The sequence below is a fragment of the Luteimonas cucumeris genome (assembly GCF_007830035.1).
In the GTDB taxonomy this organism is placed as follows: Bacteria; Pseudomonadota; Gammaproteobacteria; order Xanthomonadales; family Xanthomonadaceae; genus Luteimonas_C; species Luteimonas_C cucumeris.
This window is the reverse complement of record NZ_VLKN01000002.1, coordinates 521242-537507: the sequence shown is the minus strand read 5'-3', so window position 1 is coordinate 537507 and position 16266 is coordinate 521242. Positions and strand designations below refer to the sequence as shown.

13 protein-coding genes are annotated in these 16266 nt (G+C 65.6%); 3 read left to right on the top strand and 10 right to left on the bottom strand.

The genetic code is table 11. From position 1 onward, the window contains the following. Positions 1 to 114 precede the first annotated feature (114 nt). The gene (locus IP90_RS05605; RefSeq protein ID WP_158635285.1) at positions 115 to 3057 is read left to right on the top strand and encodes a collagenase; all 2943 of its coding nucleotides are present in this window, start codon (positions 115 to 117) and stop codon (positions 3055 to 3057) included. Between the two features lie 125 nt (positions 3058 to 3182). Here IP90_RS05605 and IP90_RS05600 read toward each other — a convergent pair whose 3' ends face one another. From IP90_RS05600 to IP90_RS05590, 3 genes are all read right to left on the bottom strand, one after another. Further along, positions 3183 to 4214 (bottom strand): L,D-transpeptidase, encoded by a 1032-nt coding sequence (locus IP90_RS05600; protein ID WP_144898627.1) that lies wholly within the window; start codon positions 4212 to 4214, stop codon positions 3183 to 3185. A 76-nt stretch (positions 4215 to 4290) separates the two neighbouring features. Then, a complete protein-coding gene (locus IP90_RS05595; protein ID WP_199753400.1) occupies positions 4291 to 4953 on the bottom strand; it encodes a murein L,D-transpeptidase catalytic domain family protein in 663 nt (220 codons plus the stop codon). Between the two features lie 253 nt (positions 4954 to 5206). Further along, entirely contained in the window at positions 5207 to 6124 is a 918-nt protein-coding gene (locus IP90_RS05590) for a TolB-like translocation protein (RefSeq protein WP_144898625.1), read from the bottom strand. A gap of 138 nt (positions 6125 to 6262) precedes the next feature. Between IP90_RS05590 and IP90_RS05585 the strand changes: the two genes are divergently transcribed. Both IP90_RS05585 and IP90_RS05580 read left to right on the top strand, forming a co-directional pair. Beyond that, positions 6263 to 7345 carry a sensor histidine kinase gene (locus tag IP90_RS05585; RefSeq protein ID WP_144898624.1) on the top strand — a complete coding sequence of 361 codons (1083 nt, stop codon included), beginning with the start codon at positions 6263 to 6265 and terminating at the stop codon, positions 7343 to 7345. Further along, positions 7342 to 8082, top strand: a complete 741-nt coding sequence (locus IP90_RS05580) for a LytR/AlgR family response regulator transcription factor (RefSeq protein ID WP_144898623.1) — start codon at positions 7342 to 7344, stop codon at positions 8080 to 8082. The genes IP90_RS05585 and IP90_RS05580 overlap by 4 nt, the downstream gene beginning before the upstream one ends. Positions 8083 to 8092: 10 nt before the next feature. On the opposite strand, the gene IP90_RS05575 is transcribed toward IP90_RS05580, so the two are convergent. From IP90_RS05575 to IP90_RS05545, 7 genes are all read right to left on the bottom strand, one after another. Continuing rightward, positions 8093 to 8857 (bottom strand): queuosine precursor transporter, encoded by a 765-nt coding sequence (locus tag IP90_RS05575; protein ID WP_144898731.1) that lies wholly within the window; start codon positions 8855 to 8857, stop codon positions 8093 to 8095. Between the two features lie 2 nt (positions 8858 to 8859). Continuing rightward, entirely contained in the window at positions 8860 to 9534 is a 675-nt protein-coding gene (locus IP90_RS05570) for a DUF502 domain-containing protein (RefSeq protein WP_144898622.1), read from the bottom strand. A gap of 50 nt (positions 9535 to 9584) precedes the next feature. Beyond that, complete coding sequence (locus tag IP90_RS05565; protein ID WP_144898621.1) at positions 9585 to 11618, bottom strand: bifunctional serine/threonine-protein kinase/formylglycine-generating enzyme family protein; 2034 nt, start codon at positions 11616 to 11618, stop codon at positions 9585 to 9587. 150 nt (positions 11619 to 11768) lie between these two features. Then, on the bottom strand, positions 11769 to 12920 hold the full coding sequence (locus IP90_RS05560) for a hypothetical protein (protein ID WP_144898620.1): 1152 nt from the start codon (positions 12918 to 12920) through the stop codon (positions 11769 to 11771). Between the two features lie 137 nt (positions 12921 to 13057). Next, complete coding sequence (locus tag IP90_RS05555; RefSeq protein WP_144898619.1) at positions 13058 to 14287, bottom strand: BamA/TamA family outer membrane protein; 1230 nt, start codon at positions 14285 to 14287, stop codon at positions 13058 to 13060. 282 nt (positions 14288 to 14569) lie between these two features. Further along, positions 14570 to 14749: a hypothetical protein gene (locus tag IP90_RS05550; RefSeq protein ID WP_144898618.1), complete on the bottom strand. Its 180-nt coding sequence runs from the start codon at positions 14747 to 14749 to the stop codon at positions 14570 to 14572. Positions 14750 to 14764: 15 nt separating this feature from the next. Next, a complete protein-coding gene (locus IP90_RS05545; protein WP_144898730.1) occupies positions 14765 to 16204 on the bottom strand; it encodes a DUF1254 domain-containing protein in 1440 nt (479 codons plus the stop codon). Positions 16205 to 16266 lie beyond the last annotated feature (62 nt).

The window sequence follows — 16266 nt, the reverse complement described above, 5'->3', positions numbered from 1 at the left end:
ATACGCACGACGCGTACGGGCGTTGCTGGCCTGCTGCAAAACAGCCAGGCACGGCGCACGGGGGGCCATGCCGACGACGGTGAACGCCGTCGCATACCAATCAGGAGATGTGTGATGTCAACAGCACCATCGAACAGATTCCGATACGCCCTGGCACTGGGCGTGGCCGGAAGCGCATTGGCCTTCCTCAGTCATGCCAGCCAGTCTGGCGAGAACTTCATTTCGGCACAGGCAAAAAAACTGTTTGCTTCGCCACCGATCGTGGCGGAGGCACAGGTGGTTCCCGATTCGGACCGCAGCGGTGATGCCTCCAGCGCCCGCACTTCAGCACGGCTCGCGGCCGCGCGGCAGGCACGGCACCAGGCGGTACGCAAATCGCCGGCGACCGAGCGCCAGATCTTCGGCGGGCACCAGCAACAGGACCGGATGGATCCGTCCAGACGCATGCCGCAACAGTCTCCGCTGAGCCAATGGGTGGACACTGGCTACGACCATTCCAGTACCCGCCACAACGTGTTGAAGCGGCCGTCGATCGACAGGCAAGCTGCCCGCAATTCCGCCATGGCGGCGGCCACATGCAACACGGCGCAGTTCGGAAATCTGAGCGGCAGCGCGCTTGTGGCGGCGGTGAAGGCTGCGGATACCAGTTGCGTCAACGAACTGTTCGGGGTCAGCGGAACCGCTGCCTACAACACTTTCCGTGAGGCGCAGATGGTGACCATCGCCAATGCGCTGACAACGTCGGCGACGTACTACGACGGCACCAATGCCGACAGTACCCTGCAACTGGTGCTGTTCCTGCGCGCCGGCTACTACGTGCAGTACTACGACAGCAGCGTCGGCAGCTATGGGGCGGCGTTGAAGAATGCGATCCGGCCGGCGCTGGATGCCTTCGCCGGCAACGGCAGCTTCGGCCTGGTCAATGATACCCACGGCGAAACCCTCGCCGAGGTCGTCACCCTGATCGACAGCTCCGCCGAGAACGCGCGCTACCTGTATGTCGTCAAGCGCCTGCTCGCCAATTACAACAGCAGCTACAACAGCTATTTCTGGATGAAGACTGCGGTCAACAACGCCTATACGGTCACCTTCCGCGGTCACCAGAACGCCGATTTCCAGGCGTTGGTGCAGTCGGACCACTCGATTGTCGATTCGCTGTACAACTTCGCCAACACGCACTTCGGCATGCTTGGCGAGGAGGACGATTACCTGGTGTCCAATGCCGGTCGGGAACTGGGGCGCTTCCTCCAGTACTCCGGATCGCTCAAGAGCCTCGCGCAGTCGCGCGCCAAGGCGCTGCTGGATCGTTCATCGGTTTCCGGCGTCACGGCACGGCTGTGGGTGGGCGTGGGCGAGATGGTCGACTACTACGACCAGGCCAACTGCGGCTACTACGACCTGTGCGACTTCGTGGCCCAGGTCCAGGCAGCGGCACTGCCGATCAGCCACACCTGCAGTCCGACCCTGCGTATCCGCGCGCAGGCCATGTCGTCGTCCGAACTCGCCAGCACCTGTTCGATCGTCGCCGGGCAGGAAACCTATTTCCACCAGGCCGTGGCTTCCAACAACACGCCGGTCGCCAACGACAACAATGCCGCGCTGGAAATGGTGGTGTTCGACAGCAGCAGCGACTACGGCACGTATGCCGGCGCGATCTACGGCATCAACACCAACAACGGTGGCATGTACCTGGAAGGCAATCCCGCGGCAGCCGGCAACCAGGCGCGCTTCATCGCCTACGAGGCCGAGTGGCTTCAGCCGGAAAGCTTCGAGATCTGGAACCTCACCCACGAGTACGTGCATTACCTCGATGGCCGCTTCAACATGCATGGCGACTTCACCGCTTCGATCTCGCAGAACACGATCTGGTGGATCGAAGGCTTCGCGGAGTACATGTCGTACTCGTACCGCCAGGTGGCCTACACCGCGGCGCAGAACGAAGCCGCCGCCGGCACCTACGACCTGAGCGAGGTCTACCAGAACGACTACAACAGCGGCCAGACACTGATCTACAACTGGGGCTACCTGGCGGCGCGTTTCATGTTCGAGGAGCGTCGCGGCGACGTGTCGACCATCCTGGGCTACCTGCGCCCGGGCAACTACATGGGCTATGCCAGCTTCATGAATTCGATCGCGACCAGCAATGACGCCGCGTTCAGCGCCTGGTTGCCGTGCGTGGCCGATCCGGAGGGCGCAGGGTGCGGTGGCACGCCGAGCAACCAGCCGCCGGTGGCAGGCTTCGGCTTCACCACCAATGGCCTGACGGCAAGCTTCACCAACACCTCCTCCGATCCGGATGGCAGCATCGCATCGCGTTCGTGGAACTTCGGCGATGGCACCACGTCAACCGCCGCCAATCCGTCGAAGGCCTACGCCGTCGCAGGCACCTACCAGGTGCGGCTGACGGTGACCGACGACGACGGCGCCAGCAGCGCGATCAGCAAGGCGGTGACTGTGGTGGCATCGAACCAGCCGCCGGCGGCTGCGTTCACGTCGGTGGTCAATGGCCTGCTGGCGACGTTCACCGATGGATCTTCCGACCCGGATGGCAGCATCGTCTCGCGTTCGTGGAACTTCGGAGACGGCACGTCGTCGACCGCGACCAATCCGTCGAAGACCTACGCTGCCGCCGGTACCTACACCGTGCAGCTGACCGTGACCGACAACCTCGGCGCCACCCATGCGACCAGCAGGACGATCACCGTCAGCGGTGGCGGGAGCTATCCGGAATGCAGCGGCTTGTATGCCAATGAGCTGGGCAGGAACTGCACGCGCAGCAACCAGTCGGCGACGGGCGGGAACTACGTCTACATGTATGTCTACGTGCCGGCGGGTACCCGCCAGCTGCAGATCACCGTATCAGGCGGTAGCGGCAATGCGAACCTGTACGTGAACACGCTCGGCAACTGGGCGACGCGCAACTCGCACAACTATCGCTCCGTGAATGCCGGCAACAACGAGAGCGTGACCGTCGACTACCCACCGTCGGGCTATGTCTACGTCAGCCTGCATGCGGCCAGCGACTTCAGTGGGGCGCAGATACTGACCCGCTACTGATCGCCGGGATGGGGATCGATGGGGCGGGCGATCGTTGCCCGCCCCTTTTCTTTCCCGGCGCAATAAGCCGAACGCTGGGTCCTGCATAGAAGCACGCGCGGCGATGATGCGGATGTCGAGGCGCCTCAGACCTCGGGCGGATTGGAATCCAGCACCTGTTGCTGCGTGCCGCTGTCGGTACCGGGCAGCACGCTGCCGTCGGTGACCAGCATCGTCACGCCGGGCACCAATAACGGATACACCAGGCTTGCGAACTGCTTCGGCAGGATGATGCGGTTGACCTGTCCGGCGGCCAATGTGGTACCTGCGTCGCTGCGCCCGGGCACATCGATCGCAGTCCAGCGCGGGATGGCCGTGCCGGGCAGGGCCTCGTTGTCGCCTTCGATGCTGCCGTTCTTGACGATCAGCACGCGCGTGCCGAGCGGTACTTCCGGATCGCGGATGTCGATCCGCGCGCGCCCGATCTCGACGCCGTTGCGCAGCACGATCACGCGCCGGTCGGCGCCACTGAGCAGGATCGACAAGGGGCCGGTCGGCGCCAGTTCCGGTCGCCACCGAAAGGGCTCGTTGCTGGTCAATCGCGGCTGGATGCCGTCGGCGCCGCTGTCGGCCTGGATCGGCGTCAATACGCCCGGATGCACCACCTCGCGCGGCGACTTGCCCTCTTCGGAGATGACGACCGTCATGCCCATGTGGGTGGCAACGAACAGCTGTCGTGCGAATTCCGTCGGCAAATGCACGCAGCCATGCGACTCCGGATAGCCGGGCAGGCCACCGGCGTGCAGCGCGATGCCGCCCCAGGTCAGCCGCTGCTGGTAGGGCATGGGTGCGTTGTTGTAGAGGCTGGAGTGGTGGTCCTTGTCCTTCTGCAGGATCGTGAACACGCCGGTCGGCGTTTCGTGCCCCTTCTTGCCGGTGCTGACCGTGCTGACGCCGATCAGCAGGCCGTTGCGGTACACGTAGGCGCGCTGTTCGGTGAGGCTGACGACGACCGCGATCGGGCCAGCGGTCAACTCGTTGCCGTCCCAGATCCATTCGCCCGGCTTCAACTGAGACGGCGGCGTGCCGACCGGACTGGATTGTTTCGCGCCCCAGAACGGTACTGCCAGCGCCGGCAGCGCGAGCAAAGCCAGCAGCAAACCGAGTCCACGTTTCATGTCGCAAGCCCCTCCAGAGGCGAACACAACACATTGCCGTCATTCCGAGGTTCGGATGACAAGGAGAGTCTAGCGTTTACGCATGGTCATTCCTTAATGGCTGGCGCGGCGATGTGGGCGCCGTTGATGCATGCACGCCGCAATTGAGCAGTCGCGAGCGTTCCAGCCAGGCGGGATCGGGATAGTACGAGAACACGAACTGGCCCCGCTTCAGCAGTTCCAGCATTGGTTTGGCGACGGTGGTACGCACCGCGGGACAACCCCAGCTGCGGCCGAGGCGGCCCATCGCCTTGCCGGCGATCGGGTTCACGTACGGTGCACCGTGCATGACGATGGCGCGCGACATGGCGCGATCATTGATACCCGGCTCCAGGCCGTCCATGCGCAGCGAAAAACCGTTGCGGCCGATATAGGTATCGGTGGTGACGAACAATCCCAGGCTGGACTGGTGGCTGCCGTCGCGGTTGGAGAAACGCGTGGCGTAGTTGTCGCCCGAGCCTTGGCCGTGTGCGACGACTTCCTCGTACAGCAACTTGCCGGCGTGGAGGTCGAACACCCACAGCCGTGGCTGCAGCGATGGCCGGCTGTAGTCGATCACGGCCAGGCGTTGCGCATCGGTGGCGACACCACTGGTCTGCGCGCAGTGCACGGCCTGAAGGGCCATGTCGAGCACCTTGGGATCGGCGTCAGGTGCCAGTCGCGAGAGCAGGTTCACTTTCACCGCCGTGCCGGTGGGCATCGTGCTTTTTCGGGCAGGCAACGGCGTGTGGGTGGCATTTGATGGCTGCGGCGATGTCAACGCCAGCGCGGCGGCAAACGGGAGCGAGGCAAGGAATTTCATCGAGGACCGGATCGAAGGCGCAGAACCCGGCAGATATGGGGACGCATTTGGCGCATGAAAAGCACCTGGATTGCGATCGCCGACTGCATTCAGGTTTGTCTAAGGCGTGGGCGCTGGGCCCACACCTGAACGCAGTCTCGACCGATGCGGATCAGCGCGGCAGTTGCAGCGGCGTGCGATAGAAATCGCTGGGCACGCCGATGTCGCGGGCGAAGTACAGCATGTCGCGTTCCCACAATACGGTCGGATGGAATTCGTCGGCGGCGCTGTTGACGCAGGGGCCGAGGTTCTGGGCCACGCCGAATTCGCCATGGCGCAGGCGGCTGACGTAAAGGTCGCCGAAGCCGTGGCCCTGGTCGGGCAATCCGTCGTCGGGCAGATCGAGCCGCGCGAAAAGCAGGGTGCGGCCGTCCGGCGAGATCTCCGGATTGAACTCCCAGCGTCGCGCGGTATTGACCCCGGCGCCGAGTTTTTCGGCGGGACCGAAGCTGCCATCGGATCGGCGCTTGCTGCGCCAGATCTCGACGTCCTCGGTCGGGATCGGCGCCTTGACGCGCGCGAAATACAGATTGCCCCACAGGTCGATGCTCGAATACAGCTCGTCGTAACCGTCGGCGTTGACGTCATGGCCGAGGTGGACCGGATCGCTCCAGCCGTGCAGCGTGCGGCGCACCATCCACAGGTCCATGTCGCCCTTCTCGTGGCCATCGACCGGACGCATCGACGAGAAATACAGGGTCAGGCCGTCGGGCGAAACGAAGGGATCGAAGTCGGAATGCACGCCGGAGAACGAAGCCACCGTCGGCTGCGTCCAGCCGCCGCCGAGCCGCCAGTACGAAGTCTTGATGACCGCCTGCTCGCGCGTCCCCGGCCACCAGCCGACCGATGTCGCCCAGTAGGCACGCAGGCGGGTCGGCGTGAACGTCAATCGCCATTCCCAATGCTCGTCGGTGGAGATCACGCCGGGCGCGAACTTCTCCACCGCGGGACATTGCGGCGCATCGGCGGCGAAAGCAGGAACGGCGGCAAGGCACAGTGCGAGCGCGGACAACAGGCGACGGGTTTTCATGGCGGCCTCCTTGGATTGGCGTCAAATTCGCCGCGCGCCATGCGGCCGGCAAGCACGATGTGACGAACGCATCGCCAGCCGTGACCAACGCCATGCAATGCGGTTGCAACGGCCGCGGTGCACGACTAGCGTGGTGGCATGAAACGGCGTGCCTTGCTGCTACTTGCGGTCTGCGTCTGGTGGACACTGGAAGGGCTGGTCACGACCGGCCAACTGCTGAGCATGCAGGGCGCCGACGGGCAGATTCTGGGCCTGCGGCCGGCGTTGCTGCGCGGACTGGCCTCGGCCTCGTTGTGGGTGCCGTGCACGCTGGCGTTGTTCTGGTGCGTGGCGCGGTATCCAATCGAACGCGATCACCTGTGGCGTTCGCTGCTCGTGTTGATGGCCGCGACCTTGCTGGTGATCCTCGTGCGCGCGCTGGCCGTGGTCGCGTTCAACGACGGGATTGGCTGGTATCGCGAACTGCCGCCTTTCCGCGACGTGCTGCTCACCAGCGTGCTCAATAATCTCTTGATGTCCTGGTTAATCATCGGCATCGGCCACGCGCTGCTGTACGCGCGACGCGCCTATGAGCGGCAGCGACAGGCGGAGCAGTTGCAGGTACGGCTGGCGGAGGCGCGGCTGGAGTCGCTGCGTGCGCAGCTCGATCCGCACTTCCTGTTCAATGCGCTGAATTCGATCGCCGAGATGGTGCATCGTGACGCGATGGCGGCTGACCGCATGCTGGTCGGGCTGGGCGAACTGCTGCGCAGCAGTCTCGATCACCGGCAGACACGACTAGTGCCGCTGCGCGAGGAACTGCGCCTGCTGCGGCATTACCTGGAGATCGAGAAGGCGCGGCTAGGCGAGCGCCTGCAACTGTGCTGGGACATCGATGTCGGCTTGGATGAGGCGCTGGTACCGCCGCTGCTGCTGCAACCGTTGGCCGAGAACGCCATCCACCACGCGATCGCCGGCAAAATCGCGCCCGGATCGCTGCAGGTGCGTGCCTGGCACGATGGCGCATGGCTGCTGCTCGCCGTCCGCGACGACGGCGATGGTGGCGAAAGGACAACACCGTCGCGTGATGGCACCGGTCTGGGCAACCTGCGCGCGCGGCTCGTGGTGCTGTACGGCGACGAACAGTCGCTGCAGTTGCAGGCACTGGACGACGAAGGCACTGAGGCGCTGCTGCGCGTGCCGCTGCAGATGGCTGCGCCGGCGACGAGGCTGGCGGCATGAGCGTCGCGTTGCGTGCGGTGATCGTCGACGACGAGCCGCTGGCGCGCGCGCGGCTGGGCCGGCTGCTCGCACAGGAAGACAGGGTCGAAGTAGTCGGCGTGTTCGCCGATGGCCAGTCCGCTGTCGACGCGCTCGGCACACTCGCCGCGGACGTGGTCTTCCTCGACGTGCGCATGCCGCAGGTCGACGGCTTCGCGGTGCTGGAACGCATCGTCGCGCCGCGGCCGCAGATCGTATTCGTCACGGCGCATGCCGAGCACGCGCTGCACGCGTTCGATGCTCACGCGATCGACTACCTGCTCAAGCCGGTGGCGCCGGACCGCCTTCGCGAATCGGTGGCGCGGGTGCGTTCGCAGTTCGCGGCGCGCATCGCGGCGAGCACGGTCGAAGCGGGTTATCCCGAACGGTTGGCGGTGCTGGACGGTGCGCGCCTGCGCATGGTGCGGGTACGTGACGTGGAATGCGTACTGGCACAGGGCAACTATGTGGAACTGCGGGTCGGCGGCCGCGGCCTGCTGCTGCGCGAGACCATGGCTGGCATCGAGGCGCGGCTGGACCCGCGCCTGTTCCTGCGCATCCACCGCTCGCGCATCGTGCGTATAGACCTGGTCGACCAGGTCGAGCCGCATGGCGCCGGTCAGTACCTGCTGCGCCTGCGCAGCGGATTGCGCATCGCTTCCGGACGCCAGTACCGCCAAGCGCTGCGCCATGCATTGGGAGTGGTCGCGCGCGCCTGAGCGCGCAGGGCTACGACGCTGCCAGCGCCCGCAGTTCCGCGGCGCGCGTGGCGCCCAGGTAGCGATGGATCAGCGCACGTGCCAGGTACAGCAATGGGATCAGTGCGATCGCCGCCAGCATCTTGTACACGTAGTTCAGCGTACCGACTGCCAGAAACAACGAGGTCGGCCAATGCTGCGGGCCGATAACGAAGGCGATGTACAGCACCACGTAGCTGTCGATCAGTTGCGACACCGCGGTCGAGCCGGTGGCGCGCAGCCATGCGTGGCGCTCGCCGGTGGCGCGACGGATGCGGTGGAACACGGCAACGTCGACCAGCTGCCCGATGATGAAGGCGATCAGCGAGCCCCAGATCGTCCACAGGCCCTGGCCGAACACCGCGGCGAACGCCGCCTGGTAATCCGGCACGCCCTGGTCCTTGGCCACGCCCACCCACCACGGCGCCGGCGCCAGGTGGATCGCGATGAACGCGAACGCGAAACCGTAGACGATCAGCGCCGCCGCCAGCCAGCTGATGAAGCGCACGCCGCGGCCGCCGTAATACTCGTTGATCGTGTCGGTCATGATGAACACGATCGGCCACAGCAGCGTGCCGGCGGTGAAGTTCAGCGAGCCGGTCTGGCCGAACAGGTTCCAGTCGAACGGCTGCAGGCCGAGCGTGTCCTCCAGCGCGAAGATCTTGACGCCGATGAATTCGGCCAGCACCACGTTGACGCAGAACAGCGCAGCCAGCAGCAGGAACAGGCGGGTCGCGCGGTCCTCGAGCGGACGCAGGCTCACGGCTGCCGCGCGGCCGGTGCGGCGAACGGGATCGAATCCGGCGACACCGCGCCGCCGGAGATGATGAAGCTCATCGCCTGGTCGACGGTCCAGTCGGTCGGCGTCATCTGTTCCACCGGCACCACTTCGAGATAGCCGGAAGTCGGGTTGGGCGTGGTCGGCACGTACACGGCGGCCAGTTCGCGACCGGTGCCTTCCTCGCGCAGCAGGCGGGTGACGAAGCCGACCGATTTCATCTGCGGATGCGGGAAGTCGATCAGCACCACGCGTTGCACGCCGTCGGGCTTGGTCTGCAGGATGTCGAGCAGCTTGCGCGCGCTGCCGTAGATCGTGCTGGCCAGCGGCACGCGCGCGACCAGCGATTCGAACCAGCGCAGCAGTTGCTGCCCGACCACGCGCCGTGCCAGCCATCCGGCGAGGAGGATCACCAGCAGCGTCGCCAGCAGCGCGATGGCAGTCTGCACCCAGGGATCGTCGAACCAGCCGAGCATCGCCGGGTTCACGTCGGCGATGCGTTGCGACAGTGGTTGCACCCAGGGCTTGCTCAGGTCGCTGAGCAGCACGAACACGAACTTCACCACCACCCAGGTCAGCCAGATCGGCAGCAGCGTCAGCAGTCCGGTCAGGAAATGTCTTTGCAGGCGCTTGCCCGGCGTGGCGGATGTCGACATGCGTGCATTGTAGGCGAGCCGTCGACCGGTCCGCGCCGCGTTCTCATCGCTCAGGGTTCGCGCACCACGCGGAAGCCGACATCGTCGAAGCCGCGGCCCGGATCCAGCGGCCGCATGCCCGAAGCGCCGCGCCAGCTGCGGCCATTCGCCAGTCGCTGGCGACAGCCGTCGCTGCAGTCGGCCAGCCATTCGGCGACTGGACGGTCGCCGCCGGTTGCGAACTGCCTGGCTTCCGCCGCGGTGGGCAGGCGATAGCGGTGGCCGCTGCGCTGGCCGAGCCAGCGCAGGTAGGCGTCGGCATCGTTCCAGGACACGCAGACCACCGGCTGGCTGTCGTCCTGCGCGAAACCGGGCGTCTTCCAGTCGCGCGGCGCCAGCAGGCGCAGCAGCGAGGCGCGTTCGCGGCACAGCGTCGGCGGCCGTTTGCTGGCTGCGGCGAAGCGCGCGTAATCGCTGCGCGACACCTTGTGCCGGCCGACGCCGATGATGCGTCCGCCGCTGCGCATCGGCACCAGTCCGGCGCCGTCGGCCAGTATTTCCTGCCTGCCTTGCCCGACGGCGCGCGCGCGTTGCATCAGCGCCGCGGCGGCGGTCTCGTCCATGACCTGTCCGGCCAGTGCCGCGACGGCGATGGCGGCGTCGCGGTCGTGGCGCTTCGCCGCGGCGTCGATCTGCGCGTCGAGGCGTTGCGCGACGGTGTCGCGCATGCGCCGCAGCGCCGGCGAGTCGGTGCGGCGGATCAACGTCGCGAGCTGGTCGGAACGCTCGATGTAGTCGCGCGCGCGATCGATCTCGCCGTTCTTCATCCGCTGCTGGATCTGTGCGGCCATGGCGTCGATCAGCGCATCGGTCGTTGCCGGCAGACGCGCATGCGCCGGGTCGGTGCGCCAGGCGGAGCGCAGGCTGTCGTAGGCATTGCCGTCCTGCGGAGCGGTCAGGTTCTGCGCACGGATCTGCTGTTCGGCCGCGAGCATCCACGGCTCCGCCGCCGATTCCGGTGGCGGCCGCAGCATCGCGCTGGTCGGATCGGGATGGACGGGAGTGACGACGGTCGCGGGCGAAGTCGAGAGCGTCTGTTCCGTCGACGATTGCGGCGCATTGCCGTCGCTGTCGAAGTGGCGCAGCCCGACGCCGGCCAGCGCCGCGGCGGCCAGTCCGGCGGCGATCCACACGCCGCGCGGCCAGTGCCGGATGCGCGCGGCGCCGTCGCCGATGCGGCGGACCAGCGCGAAGCCTGCCGACTGGCGTCGCCGTTCGATGCGTTGCAGCGCCTCCAGCATCTGCTGCGCGTTGCGGTAGCGCTGGCCGGGCGACTTGGCCATGGCCTTGTCGATCAGGCGCTGCCAGTGGCGCTTGTCGCGCGGCAGCCGCGGGATCGGGTCCTGCACGTGGTGCATCGCCATCGCCAGCGCATCGTCGGCGATGTAGGGCAGGCGTCCGGCCAGCATCTCGTAGGCGAGCACGCCGAGGCTGTACAGGTCGGCGCGGTGGTCGACGTTCTCGCCGCGCGCCTGTTCCGGTGCCATGTAGGCGGTGCTGCCGACGGCCAGCCCGGCCATGGTCACGCGCGGACTGTAGCCATGGCGCAGGGCGATGCCGAAATCGGCCAGCAGCGGCCGGTTGGCCTCGTCGAACAGCACGTTCTCGGCCTTGACGTCGCGATGGATCACGCCGCGCGCGTGCGCGTAGTCCAGCGCCGACAGCAGCGCGCGCAGGATCACGCCGATGCGCGCCTCGTCGCCGGTCAGGTCAAGCTGGCCCAGGTGGCCGCGCGCCAGGTACGGCATCGCGTAGTAGGGCAGGCCGTCGCGGCTGCGACCGACCTCGAAGATACCGACGATATGCGGATGCTCCAGCCGCGCGATCGTGCGGACCTCGTTTTCGAAGCGGCGGCGGCTGACCTCGTCGGCCAGCGCCTCCGGCAGCATCACCTTGACCGCGACCTCGCGGCCCAGCGATGCCTGTTCGGCCAGGTACACGGTCGACATGCCGCCATGGCCGATCGCGCGCAGCACCGTGTAGCCGGCGATCTCCGGCAACTGCTCGGCATGTTCGTTGGCCTGGCCAGGCCGGTCGCTGGACATGGTTCCCCCCGGATTCCATTCGCAGAATACGCCGGAACCGGCGGGGAATTAAGCGACCCTGCGCAGGCCGCATGCGCGATTGATGCCGGATGCATTGCGCAGGCGGTCCCATGGCCATGCCATGCGCCCAGGTACGGCCGGCGGCAACGGTCAGGCGAGGATCGCGCCGAGCTTCTGCAGGATCTCGTTGATCGGCACCGCGACGAACAGCACCGGCACCAACGGCAGCAGCACCGCGAGCATGATCCACAGCAGGTTGTAGCGTGTCATCGGTACGACCGACATGCCCCGCACGGTATTGAAGACGGCCCCGAAATCGGCCAGGGCGGAAGGTTGGGCGGATTCCAGCAGCGAGGTTCCGTCAGTGCTGGTGCCGGTTCCCAGCCAGTGCCGGTCGAAGGCATGCACGCCCAGGTGCCCCAGCACGCTGTACTCCAGGATGCTCCTGCGTTTGAGCACCAGCAGTTTCGGACACATCAGGAACAGCGGCGCGATCGATACCAGGGTCGCGCCGATCGCGTAGCTGAGCAGCAGCAGCTTGAGGCTCTGCAGGGTCGCGCCGAGGTAGAGGATATGGTCGATCACGCTGCCTGCCAGCAGCACGCTGCCGGCGAACGGGAGCACCAGGAAGCGGTACTGGGCGATGGCCAGGAAGCCCAGCCCCGCGGCACCGTCCGGATGCGCGGGATGCAGGTCGAGTTCGATCCGCGACAGGCGCCACAGCAGGTAGCACCACAGACCCAGCCGCCACAGCCAGATCAGCCCGATGAAGCGGAAGATCGGCACCGCGACGACATTCATCCAGATGCCGGCGAAGCCCGTCTGGCGCCAGTCGCTGATTCCCTGCATCACCCCGAAGGACGGTTGTTCGAAGGTCAGCGGCAGCAGCGCGAGCAGCAGGCACAGCGTTTCCGGGAGCTTGGAGTCGCGCAGTTGCACGATCCGGTCGATGGCATGCTCGAAGCGGTCGCGGTTGTTCGCGCTCACCAGCCCCGAGCGCGGGAAATGCGCGATCGATTCGCGCAGCAGGCTGTCCGCGCGCGGCGCGGCGAGGATCAGCAGCGGCACCGCGATCAGGAACCGGGCCAGGACGGCATAGTCGCCGAGCAGCGGCATCACTACCGCGTCCCCGTACAAGGTGCCATCCAGTGCCGTGGCGATCATGATCGGCAGCATTGCGGCGGCGGTCAGCAACAGGGCCACCCATGACGTGGTGCGCCGCCCCGGTCCGATCGCTCCCAGCGAATGCAGCGCGTGGTAGACCAGTCCGCCGCGCATCAGGGAAAAGCTGTCGTTGATCATTCGCGGACTCCCCGGTCCGACAGCCAGGTCAGCGGCCGTCGATGGCCGCATCTTGCGGTCAGCGGCAAACAATAGTCGAGTGCCGGTGATCGGCGCAGCCCGGCAGATGCCGCAGCGCCACGGCCGTCATCTCGCGCTCATCGCCAGGCGCTGCCGACCTGGATGATGACGGTCTGGTCCTCCGGTCCCCATGCGTAGTCGGCACCGACATACAGCCCCATCTGCCTGGCGATCAGGTAACGCAGGCCCAGTCCCTTGCTGACCGCCGTGGAGGCGTCGTCGAAGCTGGCGCGCTCGCCCCAGGCACGGCCGGCGCCGATGAAGCCGATCGTGGCCCAGCGCGGGGTCATGTTCCAACGCAGTTCCGTTTCCAGCACGCCGGTGTGGCTGTCCTGGTAACGCGCCGAAGGCACGCCGCGCAGGTCGATGTAGGGCAGGCGATAGAACGGTACGTCGCCTTCGACGGCGCGCATGTCGACGCGGCCGCCGAGCACCAGCTTCGTGCCCAGTGGCCAATAACCGTAGCCATGGCCGCGATAGCTCTGGAACTTTACATCGCTGCCGATCGCCGGCAGGTAGAAGTTGCCCTCGACCTTGCCGAAGTAACCCAGTGACGGCGTGAACGGGTTGTCGCGAGTGTCGTATTCGAATCCCAGGCCGAGGCCCGAACTGACCTGCTCGAAATCCAGGTCGGTGAAATGCTTGCGGTCTTCCAGTACTTCCAGGCGTGGGTCGATGTCCATGTAGATCCAGGCGAGCGACAGGAACATGTCCTGCTCGCCGATCCGGCGCGACACCCGCTGGAACGAGACCTTGCTTTGCAGGTTGACCGCCACGCTCTGCACCGGAAAGAAGCGGCCGCTGGTATAGAAGTCGAGGTTGAGGTCGGCATCGGCGATACCGCCCGTGTAGCGCCAGCGGTCCTCGTCGAAATGCATCATCGCGCCAGCGCCGTAGCCCTTGCTGCCGTACTCGGTCTTCATGCCGCCGACGCCGAAGATGTTCGGCGTGATCATTTCCTGCTTTCCATCCGGACCGGTGCGTGTCGGCGAGCTGCCCTTGGGCCGGTGGAAGAAGGCGAGCATGACGCCGCCGCCGAAGCCCAGCGCCGGATCGGTGATGATGATCGGCACCGGCAGGAAGCCGCGGTGATGCAGCAGCCAGTTGGACATGTCGAACTTGCCGTCCTGCGGATCGCGGAACAGGCTCGTGTGCGCGCTTTGTCCGGCTGCGCCGACTTCCTGTTCTGTCGGCGGCGCGGCCGCCTGCTCCTGCGCCAGGACGTTGCCGCCGACGCCAAGCAGCAACGAGACCAACGCCAGCGACAGGCAGCGATCCAGGGGCGATCTCTTCTTCGAACGAGGCATTGTCATTCCGGGAAAACCAGCGTAATCGAGAACCGCGCCACCAGCGATTGGTGAACTACGGGCGCTCGAGATTGTAGAAACCGCCCAGACCGAAACTCACCGGCATGTGGCCGACGCGCACCACCTTCGAGACCGTAGCGTCCCACAACACCGCCCATTGGTTGCCGGAACTGGCCATCCGGTTATAAGAGGTCTCGGAAGCAACGAGGTCGACCAACCGTCCGCATGTTGCGGGTGAAGAATGGCTGGAGATTTGTAAGGCTGACGTCATCGCGGTCCTCGTCACCGGTCGCCAACCAGACGTGGGTTGGTCAGCACGCCCATCGTCCACTTTTGTCCGCGGTCTTGTGGATCAGCACGACGTCGGACCCAGCGATCACTTGCCCGTGCGAGGCTGTCATGGCTGGCGGTGTCGAGGATCAGCATCGAACGACTGCCAGCATCATGGACGGTGACCGACACAAGTCCTCCGCTGGATCAGGACGCCTTGATCACCGCAGGTGTCTTCCACTGATCATCGAGCAGTTCCTGCTTCGGCCAGTAGTAGCGCAGGAACATCACGAACGGGCCGTTCGGTGCCGGCAGCCAGTTCGATTCCATGTCCCTGCCCGGCGATTCGGACTGGACGTAGATCGTCAGTCCGCCGTCCGCATCCTTCTTCAGACCCGGCAGCATCGGCGAGTTGATCAGGTAGCGGTCGATCGGGTTCTTCACCAGCAACTGCTGCGGCAGGTTGTACATCGTGACTGACCAGAACGCGTTCACCGGCGGCAATTGTCCCTGTGCGAAGCTCAGCGTGTACTTGCCTTTGCTGCCGTCCAGCGGCTGGCCGTCAGCGTCCTTGTCGAGGATCGGGTACATCGCTTCCTCGCGCGAATTGGCGCCGATGCCGACCTGGGTGCCGGTGGCGCGGGCGACGTAATCGTTCTTCAGGAATTCGCGGTTGCCGAACAGCATGTCGGTCTTGCCGCCGAGCGAGGCGCGCTTGGCGTCGATCCACTTCTGGCCTTCGGCCATGCCTTCGTTCAGCGCGGACTGAAGTTCTGGTGGCAGTTTGCTTGCATCGAATGGTTGACCCGGCACGATGCCGATCCTGGCGAACTGCTCGCGCAACCCGGTCTCGCTCGGATGCGGCGGCTGCGCAAACTGCAGCAGGAATGCAAGCTGGTCGAAGAATTCAGGCGTACGGTCATCGCCGGGCGGCAGTGGCTTGATCCAAGCCACCTCGGGGGCGGCGGCTGGTGGCGGCGTGCCCAGAAACGCCGACAACGATTGCACTTTGTAGCCGTCCTGGATCTTCTTGACGTTGTCCAGATCAGCTGGATTGAACAGTTGGGTGCGGCCGACGACGGTCACCAGATCCGTTTCAGAACGGATGACCTTGTCGATCCCTTCTGGAATCTCGCCCTGCCATTTCGGTCCTGCGATCACGTAGGTGCCGCCACCATTGCCGGTGGTACGGCTACCCATGTAATCGAAGTTGAACGTATAAAGATCCAGCAACTGGAAGACAAAGTAGCGATCCTTCTCCATCTCGGGAATGGTCATGACTACCGGCTCGGCGCGCAGATCAAGCCCGGCGAACGAGTAGGGGGTGTCGGAGTTGGGTGTGACGAAAGCGGTATCGACTGGCGTGAAAACGCGCGCGATATTGAGGATGGAGTTGAAGGGCCCCTGGTACTGCGGGTTGGTCTTGTCGATCGAGAAGGCATGCATTGTCTTGTACTGGTCGACCAGTGGCACGCCATAGACGTAGGCATCAGCGGCGATTGCCTTGGCTTCGGCCGGAGTTGGCTCACCCACCAGCGTGGTGGCCGAAGCCGATCCGCCTTCCGGAGCCTGGGCGGTTTGCGGCGTGGAAGCCGTCGCCACGGTGGAGGCGACGGGAGAGGCGGAAGAGACGTTGTTGTTGATCATTGCGATATCTCCAAGGCGGGGAGGGCGTGGGTCATCGCCCGAAAAGGCGCGGCGCGCATCGG

What these genes read in the sequence shown, in the direction of transcription:
- IP90_RS05590 (WP_144898625.1), bottom strand. Translation starts at nt 6,124, where the DNA reads ATGAAAACCCGTCGCCTGTTGTCCGCGCTCGCACTGTGCCTTGCCGCC.
- IP90_RS05565 (WP_144898621.1), bottom strand. Translation starts at nt 11,618, where the DNA reads ATGTCCAGCGACCGGCCTGGCCAGGCCAACGAACATGCCGAGCAGTTG.
- IP90_RS05570 (WP_144898622.1), bottom strand. Translation starts at nt 9,534, where the DNA reads ATGTCGACATCCGCCACGCCGGGCAAGCGCCTGCAAAGACATTTCCTG.
- IP90_RS05585 (WP_144898624.1), top strand. Translation starts at nt 6,263, where the DNA reads ATGAAACGGCGTGCCTTGCTGCTACTTGCGGTCTGCGTCTGGTGGACA.
- IP90_RS05605 (WP_158635285.1), top strand. Translation starts at nt 115, where the DNA reads ATGTCAACAGCACCATCGAACAGATTCCGATACGCCCTGGCACTGGGC.
- IP90_RS05580 (WP_144898623.1), top strand. Translation starts at nt 7,342, where the DNA reads ATGAGCGTCGCGTTGCGTGCGGTGATCGTCGACGACGAGCCGCTGGCG.
- IP90_RS05600 (WP_144898627.1), bottom strand. Translation starts at nt 4,214, where the DNA reads ATGAAACGTGGACTCGGTTTGCTGCTGGCTTTGCTCGCGCTGCCGGCG.
- IP90_RS05555 (WP_144898619.1), bottom strand. Translation starts at nt 14,287, where the DNA reads ATGCCTCGTTCGAAGAAGAGATCGCCCCTGGATCGCTGCCTGTCGCTG.
- IP90_RS05545 (WP_144898730.1), bottom strand. Translation starts at nt 16,204, where the DNA reads ATGATCAACAACAACGTCTCTTCCGCCTCTCCCGTCGCCTCCACCGTG.
- IP90_RS05595 (WP_199753400.1), bottom strand. Translation starts at nt 4,953, where the DNA reads ATGCCCACCGGCACGGCGGTGAAAGTGAACCTGCTCTCGCGACTGGCA.
- IP90_RS05560 (WP_144898620.1), bottom strand. Translation starts at nt 12,920, where the DNA reads ATGATCAACGACAGCTTTTCCCTGATGCGCGGCGGACTGGTCTACCAC.